Origin of the sequence: Janthinobacterium sp. 64 (assembly GCF_002813325.1) — a bacterium.
Taxonomy (GTDB): Bacteria; Pseudomonadota; Gammaproteobacteria; order Burkholderiales; family Burkholderiaceae_D; genus Janthinobacterium.
Genome location: NZ_PHUG01000001.1, coordinates 1,610,673 through 1,635,207 on the forward strand (window position 1 = coordinate 1,610,673; position 24,535 = coordinate 1,635,207).

A 24,535-nucleotide genomic window follows, 5' to 3' on the forward strand; every position below is an offset into this window, starting at 1 on the left:
GCCTGACCGTTTATCAGGAACACGCATGGCCCTGCACATCGAAACCCCTCTGCTCAACTCCCGTGCGCTGAGCCTGCTCAGCGAACGCGCCATCTGGCTCAAGCTCGAAGCCTTGCAGCCGCCCGGCTCCTTCAAGATCCGCGGCATCGGCCTGGCCTGCGAAGAATACGCGCGGCGCGGCGCCAGCCGCTTCATCTCTTCTTCCGGCGGCAATGCCGGCATCGCCGTCGCCTACGCGGGACGCCAGCTGGGCATTCCCGTCATCGTCGTGGTGCCGGAAACGACCAGCGCGCGGGCCCGGGCCCTGATCGCCCAGGAAGGCGCCGAAGTCATCGTGCACGGCGCCGCCTGGCAGGAAGCCAACGCGCTGGCGCAGTCGATGCTCACGCCGCAAGACGCCTTTTTGCACCCGTTCGACGACCCGCTGCTGTGGCAAGGGCACGCGGGCATGATCGATGAAGTGGCCCGCGCTGGCTTGAAACCGGACGCGGTGGTGCTGTCGGTGGGCGGCGGCGGCCTGCTGGCCGGCGTGGCCGAAGGCTTGCTGCGCAACGGCTGGGACGACGTGGCCATCGTGGCCGTGGAAACCGAAGGCGCGGCCTCGCTGGCGGCGGCCGTGGCCGCGCGCGACCACGTGGCCCTGCCATCTGTCGCCAGCATCGCCACCTCGCTGGCCGCGCGCCAGGTGTGCGCGCAAGCCTACGCCATCAGCCAGACGCGCCTGCTGCACAGCGTGGTGGTCTCGGACAAGGCCGCCGTCGCCGCCTGCCAGCGCTTTATTGACGACCAGCGCCTGGTGGTGGAGCCGGCCTGCGGCGCGGCGCTGGCCGCCGTCTACGGCAAGGTGCCGGAACTGGCGCCCTACCGCAATGTGCTCGTCATCGTCTGCGGCGGCGTCACGGCCACCACGCAGCAGCTCGACCACTGGAGCGCCACTCTGTAATAGCTACGGCGCCGCCTCAAGCAGCGCCACGCCGTCGCGGCCCTGCCTCTTCGCGGCATACAGGGCCTGGTCCGCCAGGTCAAGCAACTGCGCCGGCGTCAGCGCGCCTTCGCGGAAGATGGCGATGCCGATGCTGGTCGTCACCGGCAGCGGGCCGCCGGCCAGCTCGAACGGCTGGCGGATGGCGTCGATGATCTTCGCACCGATCTGGCGCACTTCCGCCGCGCCGTTCACGCCGTCGAAAATGATCACGAATTCATCGCCGGCCAGGCGCGCCACCAGGTCGCTGGCGCGCACGCTGCGCACCAGGCGCGCGGCGAATTCCTTGAGCACCTCGTCGCCCGTTTTGTGTCCCAGGCTGTCGTTGATGGCCTTGAAACGGTCGATATCGAGATAGGCCAGCGCCATCGGCGCGCGCGCCACGCGCGTGCGCTGCATGCTTTGCGCCAGCTGTTCGTCGAAGCGGCGCCGGTTGGCGATGCCCGTCAGCGTGTCGGTGGCGGCGGCAAACTGCAGCGCCGTATGCACCGCCTTGGTCTTGGTGATTTCGTGGATCAGGCCATACACGCCTTCCACCGCGCCGCTCTCGCCCACATCGGGCACATAGCTGGTCTGGAAGGCACGCCGGCCCGCCTCCCCCTCGCCATCGATGGTGAATTCATATTCGACCTCCTCGCCCGAGAAGGCGCGCTGCAGGTAGGCTTCGCGCAATTGATACGCGTCCTCCCCCAGCACGTCGCGTATCGACTGCATCATGCTTTCCTTGCGCGACCGGCCGAACCATTTTTCAAACGTGGCGTTGATGAACTGGTAGCGGTGCTCGCGGTCGATGTAGACGATCACCACGGGCACATGGTCCGTCAGCAGCTTCAGGCGCCGTTCGCTGTCGCGCGTCTGCGCCTCGGCGATTTCACGCTCGGCCACCAGTGAGTAAAAATCGCGGCTCAAGTCGCCGATTTCGTCGCGCCGCTCGATTTGCAGCGCCCCGATGTCCAGGCGCTGGCGGCCGATTTCATGCACATGGCGGCGCAGGCGCTCCAAAGGCTGCAACAGGCGCAGCACCACGCGCCAGCCGGCCAGTCCCGCCAGCAGCGCCAACAGCACGGCGGCCAGCAATATCTTGCTGCGCATCGCATGCAGTGGCGCAAAAGCTTCATGCATCGGATAAACCGAGGCCAGTATCCAGCCCGTGGCGGCGATGCGGTGGTAGGCGAACAAGGCATCGACGCCTTGCGTGGTGGTGCCCGTCAGCCAGCCCTCGAAGCCCTGCATGGCGCGCCGCGTCGGTTCGCTGATCGGGCCATGCGCTTCGATATGCTGCATGATGCGCGACTTGTCGGGATGCTCGACGATGACGCCGGTGCTGGTCATGATGTACAGATAGCCGCCCGTGCCCGGCTTGAGCGCGCCCAGGCGTCCCAGGAAATCGGGCTGGCGCAGGTTCACGCTCGCTGCCAGCACATGGCGCATGGCGCCGTGCGCGTCGAACACGGGCTGCGTCACCACCACGATGGGCATGCCCGAAATGCTGCCGTTGAGCGGCGCGGAAATCACGGAACGCCGGGTCGCCAGCGTCTGGTCGAAATACGGGCGGCCTTTCAGGTTCATCCTTGCCTGCGGTTTGACGGGGCCCACACTGGCCAGCACAAAGCCGTCGACGCCAACCACGGCGGCCGTGTAGAACTCCTTGCCCAGCACCGTTTGCGCGGCCAGGAAGCGCTGCAGGCCGGCGCCATCGTGCGCGCCGCTTGCCGCCAGACTGTCTGCCATCGCGCGCAGCACATTGCGCTTCGCATCGAGTTCCTCGTCGATGAAGACGGCGGCGCTGGCCAGCGATACATACTGCTGGCGTCCCGTCACGTCGCGCATGCCGCGCTCGGCCACGCTCAGGGTGGCCAGCGCCAGCGAGGCCACGGCCGCCAGCACGAGCAGGAAGACCACCACGCTCATGCGCGCCTTCAGGCTGGCGGGCAGGCGCCGGCGCAATCGTTTGCGCCAGGTCGTCACGGCCGCTGCTGAAGGTAGTGGCACAGGCGCTCGACCGACTCGTCCAGCGCCAGGGTGCCCGTGTCCAGGGTCAGCGCGGCGGCCAGCGGCGCCTCATACGGCGCCGAAATGCCCGTGAATTGCGCAAGCTGCCCCGCGCGCGCCTTCGCGTACAGGCCCTTGGGATCGCGCGCCTCGCACACGGCCAGCGGCGTGCTGACGTGGACTTCGATGAAATGCGCCGCGCCGATGATGGCGGCGGCCATGGCCCGGTCGGCGCGGTATGGGGAAATGAAGGCGGCGATGACGGTCAGGCCCGAGTCGTTCATCAGGCGCGCCACTTCGGCCGTGCGGCGGATGTTTTCATGCCGGTCATGCGGCGTAAAACCGAGGTCGCGGTTCAAGCCATGGCGCAGCTGGTCGCCGTCGAGCAGCGCCACGGCGCGGCCCTGCGCCTTCAACGCTTGCGCCAGCGCCAGCGCAATGCTGGTCTTGCCGGCGCCGCTCAAGCCCGTCAGCCAGACCGTGTCGTGTTGTCCTGCTGTCATCACACTGCCTCTCTTTTGTAGAGCTGGCAATATAACAAAGCCGCGCAGGAAAGGACAGATTATCAGGCTGCGCTGCGCGCCTCCAGCAGCAACTGTCGTATCTCGGGCACGCAGGAGCCGCAATTGCCGCCCGCCTTGACGCAGGCCGTCACCTGTGCCGTCGTCGTCAGTTTTTGCTCCACGATGGCGGCGCAAATGGTGTTGCGGCCCACGCCAAAGCACGAGCACACGGTGGGACCGGCGTCGGCGCCCTTGCCGATGGGCTGGCCCAGCAGCACGCCGGCGCGGTCCGCCGCATCCATTTGCGCGTGCGCAAACAGGCCCGCCAGCCAGCTGCGCGACGGCAGGTCGGGACGCGGCGAGACATACACGCATTGCGCGATGCGTCCTTCGTCCAGGTGCACGGCGCGGTACACGCCGGCGCTGGCGTCGGCATAATCGAGCCAGTCGGCGTCGTCGTCCGTGACGCCGAGCAGCGCGCGCGCCCAGGCGCCCAAGTCCTCGATGCGCTGGCGACCCGCCAGTTCATAGCGCAGGAATTGCTCGCCCTGGATGCGCGTCCAGTGCGCCACGCCGTCCAGCTTCAAGGGCGTGCGGCTCAATACGAAAGCATGCCAGTGCACGCGGAACTGCTCGATGCGCACGGGCGTATGCTTGAATTCGGGTTCGCCCGAGACGGTGTCGACGACCGGGTTGACGACGGCGCCCACGCGCGCGTCCGACGCATTGGCGTCGCTCCAGTGGATCGGCACGAAGACCTGGCCGCGCACGATGCCGCCGCCATGCACGACCCTCGCCACCATCGCGCCCCAGGCGCTGGAAATGCGCGCCAGCTCGCCTTCGCGCACGCTGTACAGCAGCGCATCCTGCGGGTGAATATCGATGAACGCTTCGGCGACATGGCCCGACAGTTTCGCCGCCTTGCCCGTGCGCGTCATCGTGTGCCACTGGTCGCGCACCCGGCCCGTGTTGAGGATCAGCGGATACTCTGCGTCGGGCGCATTGCGCGGCGCGCGCGGCGCCGTCGGCACGAAACGCGCGCGGCCGTCCGCATGCGCGTAGCGGCCGTCGCCGAACAGGCGCGCCTGGCCCTGCGGCCACTGCTGCGGCGCCAGATCATCGTACTGCGCGGCGCTCAGCGCCACCAGGTTCGACAGGTTGAACAGGCGCTTGGTGGCTCCCTCGTTGCGGAAAGCGGACAGGCGCGCGTGCTCATCGAAGATGGCTTGCGGCGACGTGAAATCGAAGCCGGCATAACCCATGCGCCGCGCCACGTCGCACAGCACGTCCCAGTCGGCGCGCGCCGCGCCGGGCGCCGGCAAGAACGCCCGCTGGCGCGAGATGCGGCGCTCCGAATTGCTCACCGTGCCATCCTTCTCGCCCCAGCCCAGCGCGGGCAGCAGCACGTCGGCATGCGCGTTCGTGTCCGACTGCGCGCTGATGTCCGACACCACCACCAGCTCGCACTTGGCCAGCGCGCGGCGCACCTGGTCGGCGTCCGGCATGCTGACGAGCGGATTGGTGGCGATGATCCACACGGCTTTTACTTTGCCCGCTTCGATCGCGTGGAACAGTTCCACCGCTTTCAGGCCAGGCTTGTGCGCCATGCCGGGAGAGTCCCAGAACGTCTGCACGGTGTCGCGGTGCAGGGGATTATCCAATTCCAGGTGCGCCGCCAGCATGTTGGCCAGGCCGCCCACTTCGCGCCCGCCCATGGCGTTCGGCTGGCCCGTCAGCGAAAACGGCCCCATGCCTGGCTGGCCGATACGCCCCGTCGCCAGGTGGCAGTTGATGATGCTGTTGACCTTGTCCGTGCCGGAGGACGACTGGTTCACGCCCTGCGAAAACGCCGTGACGACCTTGCGCGTGGCGGCAAACGCCTGGTAAAACGCCAGCAAGGCAAGCGGATCGACCTTGCAGATTTTCGCCACACGCAAAGGATCGGAACAGTCGACATGGGCAGCGGCCAGCGCCTCATCGAGGCCGCTGCTGTGCCGCGTGACGAAATCATCGGCGATCACGCCCTCCTTCGCCAGATAGCACAGCAAGCCGTTGAACAGCCACACGTCGGTGCCCGGTTTCACGGGCAAATGGACATCGGCCAGCTCGCAGGTGGCCGTGCGGCGCGGGTCGATCACCACCAGCTTCATCTCCGGCCGGGTTTCGCGGATGCGGGCGATGCGCTGGAACAAAATAGGATGGCACCAGGCCGTGTTCGAGCCCACCAGCACCACCATGTCGGCCAGCTCCAGGTCGTCATAGCAGCCCGGCACGATATCCTCGCCGAACGCGCGCTTGTGTCCCGCCACGGCCGACGACATGCACAGGCGCGAATTGGTGTCGATATTCGCGCTGCCCACATAGCCCTTCATGAATTTATTGGCCACATAATAATCTTCCGTCAGCAGCTGGCCCGAGACGTACAGGGCGACGGCGTCGGGGCCGTGTTCAGCGATGATGGCGCGCAAGCCGCCGGCCACCCGGTCCAGCGTGGCATCCCAGGAAGCGCGCTGCAGCACACCATCGACACGCACCTGCGGATACAGCAGGCGCTTGTCGAGGTCCAGGGTGTCGCCCAGCGCCGAGCCTTTCACGCACAACTTGCCCAGGTTGGCCGGGTGGCTGCTATCGCCGGCGATGCGGATGGCGCCGTCGGGCAGGCGTGTCGCTTCCACGCCGCAGCCGACGCCGCAGTACGGGCAAGTGGTTTTTACGGGCGTGCAGCTTGTCATGGGGAGGTCCTGTCAGGCGGCCTGGCCGCACAGGGCCTGGCCAAACAATAAATGGGAACGCAGCGCGCTGATGTCGCGGCGCTGCTGGATCAGGTCGAAATACCAGGGACCGTCCTGCACCTCGCCATACAGCACGGCGCCCACCAGGCGGCTGCCCTGCACCACCAGGCGCTTGTAGACGCCGCGGCGCGGATCGCGCAGCACCAGGTCTTCGCTGCCTTCGCCGCCGATGATGTCGCCGGCCGAATACAGGTCGATGCCCGTCACTTTCAATTTGGTGGCGCTGGCCTGCTGCACATAGCGCCGGTGTCCCGCGCCGGCCAGGTGCGCGCCGCATACGCGCGCCTGCTCCCAGATGGGCGCCACCAGGCCGAAGGTGGCGCGCCGGTGCTGCACGCACTCGCCCACCGCGTACACGCGCGGGTCATAGCTTTGCAGGCAGTCGTCGACGACGATGGCCCGCTCGCAGTGCAGGCCGGCCGCTTGCGCCAGCGCGATGTTGGGTCGCACGCCGGCCGTCATCACCACCAGGTCGGCCGGGATCGACGTGCCATCGGCAAAGCGAACTGCCTGCACCCGCTCGGTGCCGACAATTTCCGCCGTTTGTGCCTGCATCAAAAACCGCAGGCCGCGCGCTTCCAGCGCCGTTTTCAACAGCATCGACGCGGGCGCATCGAGCTGCTGGTTCATCAGGGCCCCGCTCATGTGCACCACGGTGACGTCCATGCCCTGGCGCTGCAAGCCGTTGGCCGCTTCCAGTCCCAGCAAGCCGCCGCCGATGACCACGGCGTGGCGATGCGTGCGCGCCGCCTGCAGCATGGTGTCGACGTCGCTGATGTCGCGAAAGCCGATCACGCCGGGCAGGTCGTGGCCCGGCACGGGCACGATGAACGGCGTCGATCCGGTGGCCAGCAGCAGGCGGTCGTAGCGCACTTCGATGCCCGACAGCGCCTGCACGGTGCGCGCCTTGCGGTCGATGCGCACCACGGGGTCGCCCGCGTGCAGGGTGATGCCGTTGTGCGCATACCAGTGCCGCGTGTGCAGCATGATGTCATCCACCGTCTTTTCACCGGCCAGCACGGGAGACAGCAAAATGCGGTTGTAATTGCCGTGCGGTTCGGCGCCGAACACGGTGATGTCGTACAGGTCCGGCGCGAGTTTCAACAGTTCCTCGACCGTGCGCATGCCGGCCATGCCGTTGCCGACCACGACTAAAGACGGCCGCGCGGCGGTGTTCATATGGCCACCCACACCATACCGCCGAACACGCGCGCGGGCCAGGCGGCGACGGAATGTTCGGGCGCTTCCAGGCACTCGCCGCTGGCCAGGTCGAAATGCTGCTTGTAGATGGGCGAGGCGACGACGACTCGCTCGCCGATGCTGCCCACCAGGCCACGCGACAGCACGGAAGCGCCCGCGTTCGGGTCGACATTATCGATGGCGTACACGCGCGGCGCGGCATCGCCGACGCGGAACACGGCCACGTGGCGCCCCCCCAGCAGCGCGCACACGCCCGTGTCGGGCACGATATCAAGCAAGGGACAGACGGCCACCCAGTTGTCGGCGCTGGCGCCGGACAGTTCATTCATCGCATTCATGGCTCAAGCCTCCACGGCAAGGATGGGGATCACGGTGCTGCGGCGTTCACTCGGCGTGGCAGGCCGGATCTGGCCCCGCTCTTCGACGAACACCACGTTGTCATCGTTCTTTTCGCTGTTGACGAAATGGCGGAAACGCTGGCGCACGGCGGGGTCGGTGACGGCCGCTTTCCATTCGCAGGCGTAGGTGTCGACCACGTGCTGCATGTCCGCTTCCAGTTCCGCCGCCATGCCCAGGCTGTCGTCGATGATGACGCGCTTGAGGTAATCGAGGCCCCCTTCCAGGTTGTCGCGCCACACGCTGGTGCGCTGCAGGCGGTCGGCCGTGCGCACGTAAAACATCAAAAAGCGGTCGACATAGCGCACCAGGGTCGCTTCGTCGAGATCGGAGGCGATCAGTTCCGCGTGGCGCGGCTTCATGCCGCCATTGCCGCACACGTACAGGTTCCAGCCCTTTTCCGTGGCGATCAGGCCGATGTCCTTGCCCTGCGCCTCGGCGCATTCGCGCGTGCAGCCGGAAACGCCGAACTTGATCTTGTGCGGCGTGCGCAAGCCCTTGTAGCGGTTCTCCAGCTCGATGGCAAAGCCCACGCTGTCGGCCACGCCATAGCGGCACCAGGTGGAACCGACGCACGATTTCACCGTGCGCAGCGACTTGCCGTAGGCGTGGCCCGATTCGAAGCCGGCCGCGATCAGTTCTTCCCAGATGGCCGGCAACTGGTCGACTCTTGCGCCGAACAGGTCGACCCGCTGGCCGCCCGTGATCTTCGTATAGAGACCATATTTTTTCGCCACCATGCCCACGGCGATCAAGCCGTCGGCCGTCACTTCGCCGCCCGGCATGCGCGGCACCACCGAGTACGTGCCATCCTTCTGGATATTGCCGAGGAAGTAATCGTTACTGTCCTGCAGGCTGGCGTGCACGGGCGACAGGACGAAATCGTTCCAGCAAGACGCCAGGATATTCGCCGCCACGGGCTTGCACACGTCGCAACCGAGACCCTGGCCATGCGCGCCCAGGAGTTCGCCAAAGCTGCGGATTTTGCCGACACGGACCAGGTGGTGCAATTCCTGGCGCGAGTACGCAAAATGCTCGCACACGTGATTGTTCACCATCAGGCCCTGCTTCTGCATTGCCGCCTTCATGATCTGCGTGACCAAAGGCACGCAGCCGCCGCACGCGGTGCCCGCTTTCGTGCAGCTTTTCAGGGCGGCTATGGTGGTGGCGCCCTCGGCGACGGCCGTGCACAGCGCGCCCTTCGACACGTCGTTGCACGAGCAGATTTGCGCCGACTCGGGCAAGGCGTCCACGCCCAGGCCCACCTTTTGCTGGCCGTCCGCCTGCGGCAGGATGAGAAATTCGGGAAACTCGGGCAGCTCGATTTTATTGAGCATCATCTGCAGCAAGGTGCCATATTCGCTGGCGTCGCCCACCATCACGCCGCCGAGCAGGTATTTGCCGCAATCGGAGACGACGATCTTCTTGTAGATCTGCTTGCGCTCGTCCATGAACTGGTAGGAGCGGCTGCCCGGCGCATTGCCGTGCGGGTCGCCGAGGCTGGCCACGTCCACGCCCATCAGTTTGAGCTTGGTGCTCATGTCGGCGCCCTTGAACGAGGCTTCGCCCTCCTCTTCCAGCACATGGCGCGCCGCGATGCGCGCCATTTCATAGCCGGGCGCCACCAGGCCGAAGACCAGGCCGCCCCACAGCGCGCATTCGCCGATCGCGTAAATATCCGGGTCGGAGGTGACGCAGCTGTCGTCGATGGCGATGCCGCCGCGCGGTCCCACCTCCAGGCCGCAGACCCGCGCCAGCTCGTCGCGGGGGCGGATGCCGGCCGAGAAGACGATCATGTCCGCTTCCAGGTGACTGCCATCGGCAAACTGCATGCGGTGCGTGGCCGCTTCGCCATCAAGGATGGCCAGGGTGTTCTTTTGCGTGTGCACGGTCACGCCCAGTTCCTCGATCTTGCGGCGCAGGACGCGCGCGCCGCCTTCATCGACCTGTACGGCCATCAGGCGCGGCGCGAATTCCACCACGTGGGTGTCGAGCTTCAAATCGCGCAAAGCCTTCGCGCATTCGAGGCCCAGCAGCCCGCCGCCGATGACCACGCCCGTTTTGGACTTGGCGCCCCAGGCCAGCATGGCTTCCAGGTCTTCGATGGTGCGGTAGACGAAACAGCCATCGCGCTCCTTGCCCGGCAGCGGCGGCACGAACGGCGTGGAACCGGTGGCGAATACCAGCTTGTCGTAGGCCAGCACTTCACCGGTGCTGGCCGTGACGGTTTTCGCCGCGCGGTCGATGGACACGGCGCGCGCATTGAGCTTCAACACGACGTTGCCCTTGTCGAAAAAGCCGGGCGCCACCAGCGACAGGTCCTCGGCCGATTTGCCGTTGAAAAATTCGGACAGGTGCACCCTGTCATAGGCGGGGCGCGGCTCTTCGCACAAGACCGTCACGGACAAGCGCGTATTGTTTTCCAGCGCCAGCCGTTCGAGGAATTTGTGCCCGACCATGCCATGGCCAAGGACGACGATCTTCACGGGGTGGTTCATTCTGCTCTCCTCAGGCCGTGGCCATGTTCGGTTCGGCCGCCAGCCCCGTGAAGCGGGCGGCGATGGCGCACAGGGCCGAGATCACCACCAGCGCACTGAGGATGATCAAGGTCTGGCGGATGTCGCCCGTGCCCTTCATCAGGAAACCGGCCGCCACGGCACCCACGTTGCCGCCGGCGCCGATGATGCCGGCCACGCCGCCCAGGGCCTTGCTGTCGATGAAGGGCACCAGCGCGTAGGTGGCGCCGCAAGCCATATGGGTGAACAGGCCGAAGACCAGCATGGCGATGACGGCGTACGTGACGCTGTCGACCTTGGCAAACCACAGCAAGCCCACGCCTTCGCCGATCATCAGCATGAACAGCAGGGTCACGCGGCTGTTCAGGTTGCCGCGCAGGGCCAGTTTGTCGGACAGCCAGCCGCCCAGGGCGCGGGCAAACAGGGCCAGCAAGCCGAAGCTGCCGGCGGCCAGGCCGGCCGATTTCAGCGACAGGCCGAAATGGTCGACGTAGTACACGGCGGCGATGTTGTGGATGAAAATCTCGATGCCGAAGCAGGCGCCGTAGGTGACGAACAGCAGCCACACGCGGTAGTTGGAGCTGGCCGCCTTGAAGCTGTCCCAGCCACCCTTTTTACCCCCCTCAATGGCGATGCCAGCGGCGCGCAAGTCCGAGTAATTGCCTTCCGGGCAATCCTGCGTATAGCGCCAGTACAGCACGGCCATCACCAGCATCAGCACGCCCGGCACCAGCAGGGCGATGCGCCAGCCCAGCGATTCGGACACGCCCAGCATCAGCACGGCACCGAGCAGCAGCGGCATCAGCGCCTGCGCCGCGCCGCCGCCCGCATTGCCCCAGCCGGCGGCGGCCGCATTCGCCGTGCCGACAACGCGGGGGGCGAACATCACGGAGGTGTGATATTGCGTGATGACGAAGCTGGCACCGACGGCGCCGATACCCAGGCGGAAGAACAGAAAGCTTTCATAGCTTTGCGAGGCGGCCACGCCCAGCACGGGAATGGCGCCCAGCAGCAGCAAGCCCGTGTAGGTCTTGCGGGGGCCGTAGCGGTCGCACAAGGGCCCGACGATCAGGCGCACGAGGATGGTGATGGCGACGGCCGCGATATTGATGTTCGCCACTTGCGCCAGGGAAAGACCGAACTCGCCCTTGATGACCGGCATCAGCGGCGCGCAGGCGAACCAGGCGAAGAAACACACGAAAAATGCCATCCACGTCAGGTGAAATGCCCGCATGGGCGGCGTGGCGAGGGAGAAGAGCGCGATGCGCGTTGCTTTTTGGCTGGCCATATAGGTTCCCGAAGTATCCCGAAAATAACAAAGATGCAAACAAAAACGGCGCCCGCCCCCGCCGATGAAAAAAATCAGCCAGAGCGGACGCCGTTGTCCAGGTGGTCCGTCGTTGGACCGTTGTGCGTTTATTCAGGGGATCGCCGTTGATCCGTACCTTCTGTTTAGCAAGCGCCGTGCCAGCTTGCCGCAGGGGCAAATCGCCTTATCGGTACGAGGTTTGCGCCAGATCATGGCCAATCACGGTGCAAACACGCCACTTGCTGGTGCATGCGGGAACCAGCGATGGCAATTCTTGTCTAAATACCATTCGAAGTCGTCGCGGGAGGCCACAATGGTCAAGACACTGCGCCGCTGGCGGCCACCGTGGCTGGCTTGCGCGTGCGTCGGCGTGTTGCTCATTACGTGGAGCAACACCGCTGCCGCGCAAGAGGCCAAGGAACACAGCGAACTCGATGCCACCGTCGTCGCGCCCTTCCGCGCCGCGCACGGCGAGCGGGTCACGCAGGCGCGCACATTTGTCCTGCGCCTCGCCTATCCCGACACAGGCCGCTCGCATGCGGTGCGCTGGAGCCTGACCTTGTCCGGCCCCGGCCCGCAAGGTGCCGTGCTGCGGCGCTGGTCGGGCACGGAACAGGTGGGGACCAAAGGCAAAAGCGTGAACTTGCCCTGGGATGGCCGCGCCGACGCCGATGCGCGCGAACGGCGCGTGCTGGCGCCGGACGGCTTTTACGAACTGCGCTTGCTGGCCGTGGCCGATGCGGGCACGCCGCAAGAGGCGCAAGTGGCGCAGCAATGGCACATCCAGGTGCAGCGGGGTGCCAGCACGGCACCTGCGGTGCCCGCCTTCCAGGCCGGCCTGCAACAATTGTCCCGCCTGGAAGGCCAGGTCGACTACCGCATCGTCTACGCCAACCTGCACAGCCAGACGCGCCACAGCGACGGCGGCGCGGCGCTCGACGCCTGCCATGGCGCGCAGGAGCCGCAAACGGCGCCCTACGGCCCCATCGACGCCTATATGTATGCGCAGCAACATGGCCTGGACGCCTTGCTGACCTCCGAACACAACCATATGTATGACGGCTCGGACGGCACCAACGCCGCCGCCGTGCCGGCAGAAGCCAAGGCCCTTTACCAGACGGGACTGGCCGAAGCGGCCGCCTACACGGCCGCCCACCCGGGCTTCCTGGCCCTGTACGGCATGGAATGGGGCGTCATCAACAAGGGTGGCCATCTAAATATCTTCAATAGCGAGCAGTTGCTGGGCTGGGAACGCAATGCCAGCGGCGAGCTGCTGGCCGATGTGGAAACGCCGAAGGGCGATTACGCGGGCCTGTACAGCTTGATGCGCGAACGGGGCTGGATCGGCCAGTTCAACCACCCGGCGCCAGCGGGCCAGTTTCTCGTCAACGGCCAGCCGCTGGGCTACACACAAGATGGCGACGCGGCCATGGTGCTGTGCGAAGTGATGAACACGTCCGCGTTTTCCACGAACGACGAGGAAACGGAAAACCGGCGCAGCAATTACGAGGCGGCTTGCAACCGGGCCCTGGCAGCGGGCTACCACCTGGCCTTCAGCAGCAACCAGGATAACCACTGCGCCAACTGGGGCGCGTCGTATGGCAACCGCACGGCCGTGCTGGTGGCCAGCGCGGCCGCCGGCATGCCCGTGTCACGCGAACAATTCCTCGACGCGCTGCGCGCGCGCCGCGTCTTTGCCACGATGGACAAGCACGCGCAATTGCTGTTCACGGCGAATGGCAGGCTGATGGGCGAGCGCTTCGATAACCGAGGGTCGCTGCGCCTGGCCACCCATTTCAGCAACAGCGCGGGGCGGCAAGCGGCGGTCATCGCCATCTTGCACGGCGTGCCGGGCGGCAACGGCTCCGTGACCCAAATATCGGACCAGGCCGAGCTCACCGTCACGCCCGCGCCGGGCCCCCACTTCTATTACGCGCGCCTGACGCAGGACGACGGCAATATCGTCTGGTCGGCGCCCGTGTGGGTCAATCAGCTGCCTTGAGGAGGCCGCCTCGCCTGTATCGCACCGCAGATTCTGCGGCGTGCTTCCATTCCAGCAAACAATATTGGAAAAGTAAGTATTTTTTCAGGTAGCCGCCCATAGACACTGGTTCCCCGCAGCAATCCATGGCACCATGGCTGCGCCGTTTTGCCCGCAACGCGGCCTCCATCGGACCAACCAGGAACCCTCTATGTCGTCATATCGCATTCTCGCCGGCAGCATGCTGCTCGGCCTGGCCGCAGCGGGCATTGCCCATGCGCAAGCTCCTTCCCCCGCCGCCGCCAATACCGATCCCCATTTGTGGCTGGAAGACGTTCTCGGCGACAAGCCGCTGGCCTGGGTCAAGCAGCACAATGCCGTCACCACCAAAGAACTGGAGGCCCGGCCCGGCTTCCCTGCCCTGCAGGCGCGCCTGAAAACCATCCTCAACTCGAAGGAACGCATTCCCTACGTCAGCAAGGAAGGCGAGTTTTACTACAATTTCTGGCGCGATGCGCAGCATGTGCGCGGCATCTGGCGCCGTACCACGCTGGCGCAGTACCAGCAGGCCGAACCCGCCTGGGAAACCGTGATCGACCTCGACCAACTGGCCGCCGGCGAGAGTGAAAACTGGGTCTGGGGCGGCGCGTCCTGCCTGTATCCGAAGGGCGAACGCTGCCTCATTTCCCTGTCGCGCGGCGGCGGCGACGCCAAGGTGGTGCGCGAATACGACGTGGCCAAGCGCGCCTTCGTCGACGGCGGTTTTACCTTGCCGGAAGCGAAGGGCAGCGCCAGCTGGATCGACCAGGATACCCTGTTCGTCTCCACCGATTTCGGCCCCGGCACGATGACCAGTTCGGGCTACCCGCGCATCATCAAACAGTGGCAGCGCGGCACGCCGCTGGCGCAAGCGCAAACCTTGTACGAAGCCAAGGCCGACGACTTGAGCGCGGGCGCCTACAAGGACTTCACGCCCGGCCACGAACACCAGTTCATCGAGCGGCAAATCGATTTCTACAGCGGAGAAATGTTCCTGCGCGACGGCGCCGACTTGAAGAAAGTGCCGAAGCCGGACGACGCCACGGCCTTCACCGTGCGCGACCAATTGATCATCACCCTGCGCTCGGACTGGAAAGTCAACGGCAAAACCTACCTGCAAGGCTCATTGCTGGCGACCGACTTCAAGGCCTTCATGCAGGGCAAGCAGGTGCTGGAAGTGCTGTACGCGCCCACGTCCACATCGTCGCTGGATAATGTCACGGCGACGAAATCGACCATCCTCGTCACCACCCTGGACAAAGTGAAAAACCGCCTGACGGAACTGCGCCACGTGAACGGCAAGTGGCAGCGCCGCGCCGTCGACGCGCCGAAACTGGGCACCCTGGCCGTCAGCGCGCTCGATTCCGTCGACTCGGACCAGTACTTCCTGACGGTGACGGACTTCCTCAACCCGACCACCCTGTACCTGGCCACGGCGCAAAGCGACCAGCGCACGAAAATCAAGTCGCTGCCCGCCTACTACGACGCGGCGCCATACAAGGTGGAGCAGTTCGAATCGACGTCGAAGGATGGCACGAAAGTGCCGTATTTCGCCATCATGGGCAAGAAGACGAAGTTCGATGGCAGCAATCCCACCGTGCTGTATGGCTACGGCGGCTTCGAAGTGTCGCTCAAACCGAGCTACAGCGGCACCACGGGCGTGGCGTGGCTGGAAAAAGGCGGCGTGTACGTGCTGGCGAATATCCGCGGCGGCGGCGAATTCGGCCCCCGCTGGCACCAGGCGGCATTGAAGGAAAACCGCCAGCGCGCATATGACGACTTCATCTCGGTGGCACAGGACCTGATCAAGCGCAAAGTCACCAGTCCGCGCCACCTGGGCATCATGGGCGGCAGCAATGGCGGCCTGCTGACGGGCGCCGTGCTGGTGCAGCGTCCCGATCTGTTCAACGCCGTCGTCAGCCAGGTGCCGCTGCTCGACATGCGCCGCTATAACAAGATGCTGGCGGGCGCCTCGTGGATGGGAGAATACGGCGACCCGGACGTGGCGGAACAATGGGCCTACATCAGCAAGTACTCGCCGTACCAGAACGTCTTCAAGGACAAAAAGTATCCGCGCGTGCTGTTTACTACCTCCACGCGCGATGACCGGGTCCACCCTGGCCATGCGCGCAAGATGGTGGCGAAGATGGAAGAGCAAGGCCACGACGTGCTGTACTGGGAAAACACGGAAGGCGGCCATGCGGGTGCGGCCAACAACGACCAGCAGGCGCTGATGTGGGCGCTGACCTACACCTTCCTGCACGAGCAGCTGAAGTAAAGTGGTGGTGTCGGATTACGCGCTCACGCGCCTCGGCGGCCCCGCTAATCCGACCTACCCAACATCACCGGCCTGCCCGGCTGCGGTATTCCTTACTTCGCCTGCGCGCTGGGGCGCTCGGCGATGCGGTCGCGGTAGGCCTGCAGGTTCTGCAACCCTTCCGCGCCCGGCCGGTACTTCATCAGGCCGCGCGCAAATTCCAGCGCGCAGAAGGCCGTGATGTCGGCAATCGTGAAACGCTCGCCAGCGATGTACGGCTGGCCGGCCAGCACCTGGTCCAGCCACTGCGCCGTTTCGCGCAGCTTGCCCGCCTGCGCCGTGGCGAAATCGGGGAACTGCGGGTTTTCCAGCGCCACCAGGGCCGGATGGCCGTGACGCACCCAGTTGGCGGCGGCGCTGAACAAATGCAGTTCCACGCGGCGGTCAGCCATCTCGATAAACGCGCGCTCCTCGAATCCCTCGCCCATCAGGTTCGGCTGCGGCTGCAAACCTTCCAGGTAGGTGCAGATGGCGCGCGTCTCGGTCAGCACGCGCCCGTCCGCCAGTTCCAGCACGGGCACCCGGCCCAGCGGGTTTTTCGCCAGGAAGGCGGGATCGCGGTGCTGGCCCGCCATCAGGTCGAGCGCCACTTCCTCAATGCCGGTGATGCCCTTCTCGGCGATGAACATGGTGACGCGGCGCGGATTGGGCGTGCGGGGGCTGATGGTCAGTTTCATGTGCGTGGGTCTCGTCTCGTTATGGTTGTTCACAATCATACCAGCGCACGGCAGCCGCGCGACGGCCCTGGCGCGTTGACTTTGCCCCCGTTTCGCCTTAGATTGCCGTACGGGAACGCTGGCCACCAGTTTCAGCGATGTCCCCAACACGTCACTCACGCCCGCAGCCTATCCGGCTGGCGGGCGTTTTATCCATGAAACCAGGGCATACCATGCATCGCACACCGACTCCGCGCTTCCGGCGCAGCCAACTGACCGCCGCCGTCCTGGCACTGGCTGCCGTCACCGCCTTCAACCCGGGCTACGCCGCCCCCGCCGCCAGGTACGCCTCGGCCAGCCACGCCACCACGACCACCACGCAGCTGCCGCGCGGCGTCACGCCCTTGCACTATATCGTGTCGATCACGCCGGATGCCGCCGCCGCTACCTTCAAGGGCGAAGCCGCCATCAAGGTGGCCATCGACAGGCCAACGGCCAGCATCACCTTCAATGCCTTGAACCTGGCATTTGCCGCCGCCGCCATCGAAGGCCAGGGCGGCAGCAAGCAGGTGACGCGCAAGATCGCGTTCGATGCGGACAAGCAGACGGCCACGGTGCATTTTGCCCAGCCACTGGCCAAGGGCGAGTACCTGTTGCGCATCGATTACAGCGGCAAGATCGGCACGCAGGCCACGGGCCTGTTCTCGCTCGACTACGACACGCCGCAAGGGCGCCAGCGGGCGCTGTACACGCAGTTCGAAAATTCGGACGCGCGCAGCATGCTGCCGTCGTGGGATGAGCCGGACTACAAGGCCACCTTCGATCTCAGTGTGGTCGTGCCGAGCAGCCAGATGGCCGTCAGCAACATGCCGATTGCCCGCAGCGAGGAGATGGGCTATGGCATGAAGCACGTGTACTTCGCCACCACGCCGCGCATGTCGACGTATCTGCTGTTCTTCGGCCTGGGCGACTTCGAGCGCGCCACGGCCATGAGCGACGGCACGGAAATCGGCGTCATCACGAAGAAAGGCGCGCTGGCGCAAAGCCGCTTCGCGCTCGACGAGTCAGCCGCCCTGCTGCGCGAGTACAACGATTACTTCGGCGTCCGCTACCCGCTGCCCAAGCTCGACAACATCGCCGCGCCGGGCCGCAGCCAGTTCTTCGGCGCGATGGAAAACTGGGGCGCCGTCTTCACCTTCGAATACGGCCTGCTGCTCGACCCGGCCATCTCGACCCAGTCGGACAAGGAAAACATCTACACCACGCTGTCGCATGAAATGGCGCACCAGTGGTTCGGCGACCTGGTCACCATGCGCTGGTGGGACGACCTGTGGCTCAACGAAGGTTTTGCGTCGTGGATGGAAAGCCGCACCACGGAGCGTCTGCACCCCGAATGGAACACGGCCCTGTCCAACGTGGGCGGGCGCGAATCGGCCATGAGCCAGGACGCGCTGCGCACCACGCATCCTGTGATCCAGCGCATCGCCACCGTGGAGCAAGCCAGCCAGGCCTTCGACGGCATCACCTACCAGAAGGGCGAAGCGGTGATCCGCATGCTCGAAGCCTACGTGGGTGCCGACACCTGGCGCACGGCCGTACGCAGCTACATGCGCAAGCATGCATATGGCAATACGGTGTCGGACGACCTGTGGCGCGAAGTCGATGCGGCCGCCGGCAAGTCCGTCAGCGCCATCGCCCATGATTTCACCCTCCAGCCAGGCGTGCCAATGATCACGGTGGGCGACGCCGTGTGCAGGAACGGCAGCACGCGCGTGACCCTCACGCAGACGGAGTTCAGCAAGGACCAGCCGAATAAAAAACCGCTGTCGTGGAAAGTGCCGGTGATGGCCTCGACGGTCGGCAACGGCAAGCTGGCCCGAGTGCTGGTCAAGAATGGCAAGGCGACCCTGAACGTGCCCGGCTGCGGCGCCCTGCTGGTGAACGCGGGCCAGAGCGGCTACTACCGCACCGTGTACGCGCCCGCCAACACGCGCGCGCTGGCCGGCAGCTTTGCGCGCCTGGCGCCCATCGACCAACTGGGCTTGCTGGCAGACAGCCAGTCGCTGGGCCTGGCCGGTGCGCAAAACCTGGCCGATTTCCTGGAATTGGTGAAGGCCACGCCGCTGTCGGCCGACCCGCAGGTGCTGGGCAAGGTGGCCGGCGCCCTGGGCGACCTGTACGAACAGTATGCCGGTGATAGCACGGAGAGCAAAACGCGCCAGCAGGCCTTCGGCCGCTACGCCATGGCGCGCCTGGCGCCCATGATGGCGCAGACGGGCTGGGAAGCGCGCGCGGGCGAAGCGTCGAGCGTGGCGACCCTGCGCGCACGCCTGATTGCCATCCTCGGCGACATGGGTGAGCCGGGCGTGATCGCCGAGGCGCGCCGCCGCTACGCGGCCAGCGAACAAGATCCCACCGCCATGCCCGCGCCGCTGCGCCGCACCATCCTGGGCGTGGTGGCCCAGCATGCGGACGAGACCACCTGGGAGCAGCTGCACGCCCGCGCGCAGCAGGAAAAGACGCCGCTGGTGAAGAATCAGCTATACGACTTGCTGGCGTCGAGCGACGATCCCGCCCTGGCGCAGCGCGCGCTGGCGCTGGCGCTGACGGATGAACCGGGCGTGACCAACAGCCCGGCCATGATCTCGCGCGTGTCGCGCACGCATCCGGAACTGGCCTTCGACTTCGCGCTGGCGCACCTGGAGCAAGTCAATGCACGCATCGATGCCAGTTCGCGCAGCCGCTACTTCCCGCGCCTGGCCGCCGGCTCGGCGCAGCCGCAGATGATCGCCAAGCTGGAAGCGTATGCGCAGGCCAACCTGCCGGCCAGCGCGCGTGGCGATGCCGACAGTTCCGTGGCCGGCATCAAGTACCGCATCAAGGTGCGCGCCGAACGGCTGCCCGCCGTCGATGCGTGGCTGGCCAAGCAAACGGGCTAAATGGAATTCCCGGCGCCACGGCGCCGGGATGTGATCAACACCGATGAAAACGCAGGCAAAAAAGACCGGCATCGCAAAGTGCGGTAGCCGGTTGAAACGCTGTTTCAGAGCGCAGGGATAAACTGGGAAAAACAGGAAAGCGGAAATCGTGCCGGTCATTGAGGTGTCCGGCAACCCTGCGCCCGGGGTTTCCGTGCGCCATGTATCCACTATGCCAGCCCTTCGCCGACACAGGCTTAGGACTTCATTAAATCCCCGCACTATCCCTGCACTTTCCCTGCCCCGCCCTGCGATTATTACTACAAAACAAGTTTCACGTGTCTGGTGCCGATGCTTGAGCTCACCGGCTAAGCTGTTGAGTCATGCCTGCATCCTATCGCTCCCGGAACGTAGTGACTTGCGCAACGCATGCTGTGTGCCAACAAAAGCATCATAACAGCGTCATATGACCGCCTTATGACGTAGCTCTAACATTGCACGCGCGCCGCCGCGCCGATCGCGTACTATTCCCCCATCGTCCTTGTTCCTTCTGCCCCATGTTCAGCCAGAACCTTCGCACCGTTTTCCTGCTCGCCTGCGCCGTGCTGGCCGCTTGCACGCCCTTGCCGCCCGCCCCTGCCCCTGCTTTCACGCCGGCTACCCCTGCCGCCACATCCGCGCCCGCGTGGCAGCGGCCCGGCGTGCAGTTACTGTACATCGCGCCCGAAGAATCGCTGCTGACCATCACCGTGCGGCGCGGCGGCGCGCTGGCCCGCCTGGGACATGACCACGTGATCGCCAGCCGCACCTTGCAAGGCGTGGTGGCGCCCGCGCCGGGACGCGCGCAATTCCAGTTCCGGCTCGACCAGATGAGTGTGGATGAAGAGGGCTTGCGCCAGGCGGCCGGCCTGACGACGACGCCGTCGGCCGACGCCATCGCCGGCACGCGCCACAACATGCTGGTGCGCGTGCTGGACGCCGAGCGTTATCCGTGGGTCAGCATCGCGGCGCGCCGCACGGGCGACAAGGAAGTGCTTGAGGCGGACATCACCTTGCATGGCGTGACGCGCACGGTGCAACTGCCGGTGCGCATCGAGCAAGCGGCCGATGGCCACAGCATTCAGGCCAGCGGCAGCCTGCTGTTGAAACAGAGCGACTTCGGCATCGTGCCGTTCGCCATCCTGGGCGGCGCCATAGCCGTGCAGGATCAGATGGAACTGGCGTTTCGCATTACCGCCCGGCAAGAACTCAGCGCGCCAGGATCAGGCGCAAGCCCAGACCGATGAAGATGGTGCCGGCCACGCGGTCCAGCCACAGGCCCGCGCGCGGGCGGCGGTTGAGCCACAGGCCGACGGCACCGGAAAAATAGCCGAGCAGGCAGAACAGCACGCAAGCCTGCGCCGTAAAGACCAGGCCCAGCTGCGCCGTCTGCCAGCTGGCATTGCCCTGGCCCGCGACGATAAACTGCGGCAAGAACGACAGAAAAAACAGCACGACTTTCGGATTGATACTGTTGGCAAACAGTCCTTTGCCGAACAGGCGCAGCAAGGACTCGTCGGGCAAGGCGCCCGCGCCATCGACTCTGGCGCCGCCACGGCTGCGCAAGGCGCCGATGCCCAGCCACACCAGGTACAGGCCGCCAACCACTTTCAGCGCCGTAAATGCCGTGGGCGAGGCGGCCAGCAGGGCCGACACGCCGATGGTCGCCAGCACCGTATGCGTGAGGCAGCCAAGGGCGCAGCCCAGGCCGAATGCCATGCCCTGGCGGCGTCCGCGCGACATGCCCACGCCCAGCACCATCAGGTTGTCGGGGCCGGGACTGGCGGTGATCAAAACGGCGGCGGCCAGGAAGGCCAGGAACTGGTCGGGACTGAGCATGGTGAACTCGCGGGCAAAAGCCGCCATGATACCGGAGCGCTCGCCATGCCGGCAGAACATGAGTGACCGTGCGCCACCAAGAGTCGATTAAAATGGCTACTCAACAGCAAACGGCGTTGCCGCCAGTTCCCGCGCGACCATCACCACACTCATCGATGCCTATCCAGCCGCCCCCCTCCCGCCACCGCGCTTCCCGCTCCCGCGTCAGCGTCTGGCTATGCGGCTGGCCGTTCCTGTTCGGCCTGCTGTTCGGTTTGCTGGGCCTGGCGGGCGCGGCGCAGGCAGCCCCTTTGTCACTGAGCAATCAAGGCATTGCGCACCTGGGCAGCGGAGGGAAACTGTTTTTCGCCGGAAATGACGCCGCGCCTGCCGATGCGGCCGCCCTGCCCGCCTGGCTGGCGCGCCAGCGCCCGGCCAACCAGGTCGACCTGTTCGGCGGCGCCTACTGGCTGCATGCGCAGGTGCGCAACGACAGCAGCGTCGCGGCCTGGGTCATCGACCCGAACGACACCCTGATCGACCTGGTCGACGTGCACGTGTATGGCCCCGCACCGCACACGGCGCCGCAGACCTTGCTGACGGGCTACCAGCGTCCGCACGAGTATTTGCTGCACTACGGCAGGAACGTACAGCTGGCGCCGGGCGCCACCTACGACATCCTGATCCGCTTTTCCAGCCCTTATTATGCGCGCGCGCCGCAGTTCGGCGTGAGGACGCAGCAGGACTACCGCAATCTGGTGGGCAAGGAAAACTTCCTGATGGTGGCGTCCATCGGCGCCCTGCTGGCGCTGGGCCTGTTCAATTTCTTCATCTTTTCCATCACCCTGGACAAAGCCTCGGCCTATTACGCGCTGTACGTGCTGACGTATGGCCTGGCCTGGGCCATGACGTTCCACGTCTTTGCCGACCTGTTCGACTGGCACCAGCTGCAGCTGCATTACGTGCCGTTCTTCCTGCTGCCCGTCTTCAGCACCCTGTTTTACATGCATTTCCTGTGCCTGCGCGACTACTCGCCCCTGCTGTACCACCTCAGCAAGGTCAATCTGGTGCTGCCACTGCTGCTCTTGCCCAGCTGCTTCGTCGCCCTGTCGTATGCGCACACCCTGGCCACCATCGCCATCAGCATCTGGATGCTGCTGGCGCTCATCTGCGGCATCGTCGTCTGGTGCCGCGGCTACCAGCCGGCGCGCTTCTTCGTGCTGGCCTTCGTCGCCCTGATGCTGCCCGGCTTCCTGATCCTGCCGGCCAACCTGGGCCTGATGCCGGCCATGGTGGCCAACGCCCAGCTGGTGACCCTGCTCGGCGGCACGCTCGACGGCTTGCTGCTGGCCTTTGCCCTGGCCGACCAGATCCGATTGCTGCGCAACAACCTGGAGCAACGGGTGCAGGAGCGCACCCTGGCGCTGACCCTCAGCAATGACGCCCTGCTGAAGGCCAAGGAGCATGCGGAAGTGGTCAGCCGCCACCGCATCGATTTTCTGTCCGCCATGAGCCACGACATCCGCACGCCGCTGGCCGGCGTGATCGGCATGCTGAAATTCGCCCTGCGCGACCAGTCGGTCAAGGGCCGCACGCAAGAGTACCTGCGCATCGGCCTGCACAATGGCGTCTCGCTCTTGACCATTCTCAACGACATCCTCGATTTCTCGAAGATCGACGCGGGCAAGCTGACCCTGGAAACCGTGGACTTCGACCTGCTGGCGCTGATCGGCGACGCGGCCGGCATCGTGCAGGGCCAGGCCGACGCCAAGAGCCTGCTGCTGCGCCGCGAACTGGCGCTGGACCTGCCCCGCTACGTGCGCGCCGATCCCACGCGCCTGCGCCAGATCCTCATCAACCTGCTGGGCAACGCGCTGAAATTCACGGCGAATGGCGAAGTGCTGCTGGAAGTGCGGCGCGCCCGCACGCCGCCGCGCCGCGATGGCCGCAGCGAGATCGACTTCATCATCAGCGACACGGGCCCCGGCATCGACGCGGACACCTTGCCGCGCCTGTTCCAGAAATTCGAGCAAGCCGACCACTCCACCACGCGCCGCTATGGCGGCACGGGACTGGGCCTGGCCATCTGCAAGGAATTGGTCGAACTGATGCAGGGCAGCATCGGCGTGGAAAGCCGGGTCGGCATCGGCTCGCGCTTCCATTTCACCTTGCCGCTGCATGACGGCAGCGCGCCGGCGGCCGACGCGCGCCGGCCCACGCGCCAGGCGCGCCATGCCTGCCGCCTGCGCATCCTGTGCGCCGAAGACGTGCGCACCAACCAGATCATCATCGGCACCCTGCTCGAAAGCATGGGCCATGAGGTGACCATCGTGGAAAACGGCGAACAGGCGCTGCACGCGCTGGGCACGGGCACCTACGACTGCGTGCTGATGGATGGCCGCATGCCGCTGATGGATGGCGAACAGGCCGCGCGCCTGATCCGCGACGGCGGCAACGCGCAATTCCCCATTCCCGACGCGCACATCCCCATCCTTGCGCTGACGGCCAATGCCAGCGAACATGACCGGCAACGCTACCTGGCCTGCGGCATGGACGACTTCCTCAGCAAACCCGTCGACGAAGCGCTGCTGTTCCAGAAAATCGACGCCATCATCGACCTGCTGCTGGCGCGCGGCCACGCCCTGCCGCCGGCCGGGCCCTCTGGGGACGATACCCTGGCGCGCCAGTTCGGCCTGGACGATGCCGACGACGCGCAGGCGCAAACGCCAGCGCCGGCCGATCCCATGACGGCGCCCGTGCACATCCTGCCGCTGGCAGGCCTGTCGCCGCAGCACTTGCAGCGCATCGCGCAAGCGTTCCTGACGGAGGCGCCGCGGCGCCTGGACCTGGCTTGCCACGCCGTGCGCGACGGCAACGCCAGCGCGGCCGCTGCCGCCTTCCACGCCTTGAAAGGCAGCGCCGGCTACCTGAGCCGCCCCACCCTGCACGGCCTGTGCCACCAGATGGAAGCCCTGGCCTCGAACGGCCAGCTCGAAAACGTGACGCAATTCCTGCCACAGCTGCAGACGGCGCTGGACGTGGCGCGGCGCGACCTGGAAGCTCAGCCGGGAGCTTGA

At 65.9% G+C, this 24,535-nt stretch carries 15 protein-coding genes; 6 read left to right on the top strand and 9 right to left on the bottom strand.

The window, feature by feature from the left end:
* Positions 1 to 25 precede the first annotated feature (25 nt).
* Positions 26 to 943, top strand: a complete 918-nt coding sequence (locus tag CLU91_RS07050; protein ID WP_100873588.1) for a pyridoxal-phosphate dependent enzyme — start codon at positions 26 to 28, stop codon at positions 941 to 943.
* A 3-nt stretch (positions 944 to 946) separates the two neighbouring features.
* Here the strand turns inward: CLU91_RS07050 and CLU91_RS07055 are convergent, their stop codons facing one another.
* The 7 genes from CLU91_RS07055 to CLU91_RS07085 all read right to left on the bottom strand — a co-directional run bounded on the left by CLU91_RS07055 (position 947) and on the right by CLU91_RS07085 (position 11,669).
* Positions 947 to 2,950: a diguanylate cyclase domain-containing protein gene (locus CLU91_RS07055; protein ID WP_157814636.1), complete on the bottom strand. Its 2,004-nt coding sequence runs from the start codon at positions 2,948 to 2,950 to the stop codon at positions 947 to 949.
* On the bottom strand, positions 2,947 to 3,477 hold the full coding sequence (gene cysC, locus CLU91_RS07060; protein WP_100873590.1) for an adenylyl-sulfate kinase: 531 nt from the start codon (positions 3,475 to 3,477) through the stop codon (positions 2,947 to 2,949). The genes CLU91_RS07055 and cysC overlap by 4 nt, the downstream gene beginning before the upstream one ends.
* A 62-nt stretch (positions 3,478 to 3,539) precedes the next feature.
* The gene (locus CLU91_RS07065; protein WP_100873591.1) at positions 3,540 to 6,209 is read right to left on the bottom strand and encodes a nitrate reductase; all 2,670 of its coding nucleotides are present in this window, start codon (positions 6,207 to 6,209) and stop codon (positions 3,540 to 3,542) included.
* Positions 6,210 to 6,221: 12 nt separating this feature from the next.
* Complete coding sequence (locus tag CLU91_RS07070; protein WP_100873592.1) at positions 6,222 to 7,448, bottom strand: NAD(P)/FAD-dependent oxidoreductase; 1,227 nt, start codon at positions 7,446 to 7,448, stop codon at positions 6,222 to 6,224.
* A complete protein-coding gene (nirD, locus tag CLU91_RS07075) occupies positions 7,445 to 7,798 on the bottom strand; it encodes a nitrite reductase small subunit NirD (RefSeq protein ID WP_198521445.1) in 354 nt (117 codons plus the stop codon). Before nirD ends, CLU91_RS07070 begins: the two co-directional genes overlap by 4 nt.
* A gap of 12 nt (positions 7,799 to 7,810) precedes the next feature.
* Complete coding sequence (nirB, locus tag CLU91_RS07080) at positions 7,811 to 10,363, bottom strand: nitrite reductase large subunit NirB (protein ID WP_100873593.1); 2,553 nt, start codon at positions 10,361 to 10,363, stop codon at positions 7,811 to 7,813.
* Positions 10,364 to 10,373: 10 nt separating this feature from the next.
* The gene (locus tag CLU91_RS07085; protein ID WP_100873594.1) at positions 10,374 to 11,669 is read right to left on the bottom strand and encodes an MFS transporter; all 1,296 of its coding nucleotides are present in this window, start codon (positions 11,667 to 11,669) and stop codon (positions 10,374 to 10,376) included.
* A gap of 334 nt (positions 11,670 to 12,003) precedes the next feature.
* Between CLU91_RS07085 and CLU91_RS07090 the strand changes: the two genes are divergently transcribed.
* Both CLU91_RS07090 and CLU91_RS07095 read left to right on the top strand, forming a co-directional pair.
* Positions 12,004 to 13,692 carry a CehA/McbA family metallohydrolase gene (locus CLU91_RS07090; RefSeq protein ID WP_100873595.1) on the top strand — a complete coding sequence of 563 codons (1,689 nt, stop codon included), beginning with the start codon at positions 12,004 to 12,006 and terminating at the stop codon, positions 13,690 to 13,692.
* Positions 13,693 to 13,882: 190 nt separating this feature from the next.
* Positions 13,883 to 15,988 carry a prolyl oligopeptidase family serine peptidase gene (locus CLU91_RS07095; protein ID WP_100873596.1) on the top strand — a complete coding sequence of 702 codons (2,106 nt, stop codon included), beginning with the start codon at positions 13,883 to 13,885 and terminating at the stop codon, positions 15,986 to 15,988.
* Between the two features lie 92 nt (positions 15,989 to 16,080).
* Here the strand turns inward: CLU91_RS07095 and CLU91_RS07100 are convergent, their stop codons facing one another.
* Entirely contained in the window at positions 16,081 to 16,704 is a 624-nt protein-coding gene (locus tag CLU91_RS07100) for a glutathione S-transferase family protein (protein ID WP_100873597.1), read from the bottom strand.
* 212 nt (positions 16,705 to 16,916) lie between these two features.
* On the opposite strand from CLU91_RS07100, the gene CLU91_RS07105 reads away from it, so the two are divergent.
* Positions 16,917 to 19,622 carry a M1 family metallopeptidase gene (locus CLU91_RS07105; protein WP_100873598.1) on the top strand — a complete coding sequence of 902 codons (2,706 nt, stop codon included), beginning with the start codon at positions 16,917 to 16,919 and terminating at the stop codon, positions 19,620 to 19,622.
* Positions 19,623 to 20,158: 536 nt separating this feature from the next.
* Positions 20,159 to 20,887: a YceI family protein gene (locus tag CLU91_RS07110; protein ID WP_232730656.1), complete on the top strand. Its 729-nt coding sequence runs from the start codon at positions 20,159 to 20,161 to the stop codon at positions 20,885 to 20,887.
* Here the strand turns inward: CLU91_RS07110 and CLU91_RS07115 are convergent.
* A complete protein-coding gene (locus tag CLU91_RS07115; RefSeq protein WP_100876617.1) occupies positions 20,850 to 21,479 on the bottom strand; it encodes a LysE family translocator in 630 nt (209 codons plus the stop codon). The genes CLU91_RS07110 and CLU91_RS07115 overlap by 38 nt on opposite strands.
* A gap of 155 nt (positions 21,480 to 21,634) precedes the next feature.
* On the opposite strand from CLU91_RS07115, the gene CLU91_RS07120 reads away from it, so the two are divergent.
* A complete protein-coding gene (locus CLU91_RS07120; RefSeq protein ID WP_232730657.1) occupies positions 21,635 to 24,535 on the top strand; it encodes a hybrid sensor histidine kinase/response regulator in 2,901 nt (966 codons plus the stop codon).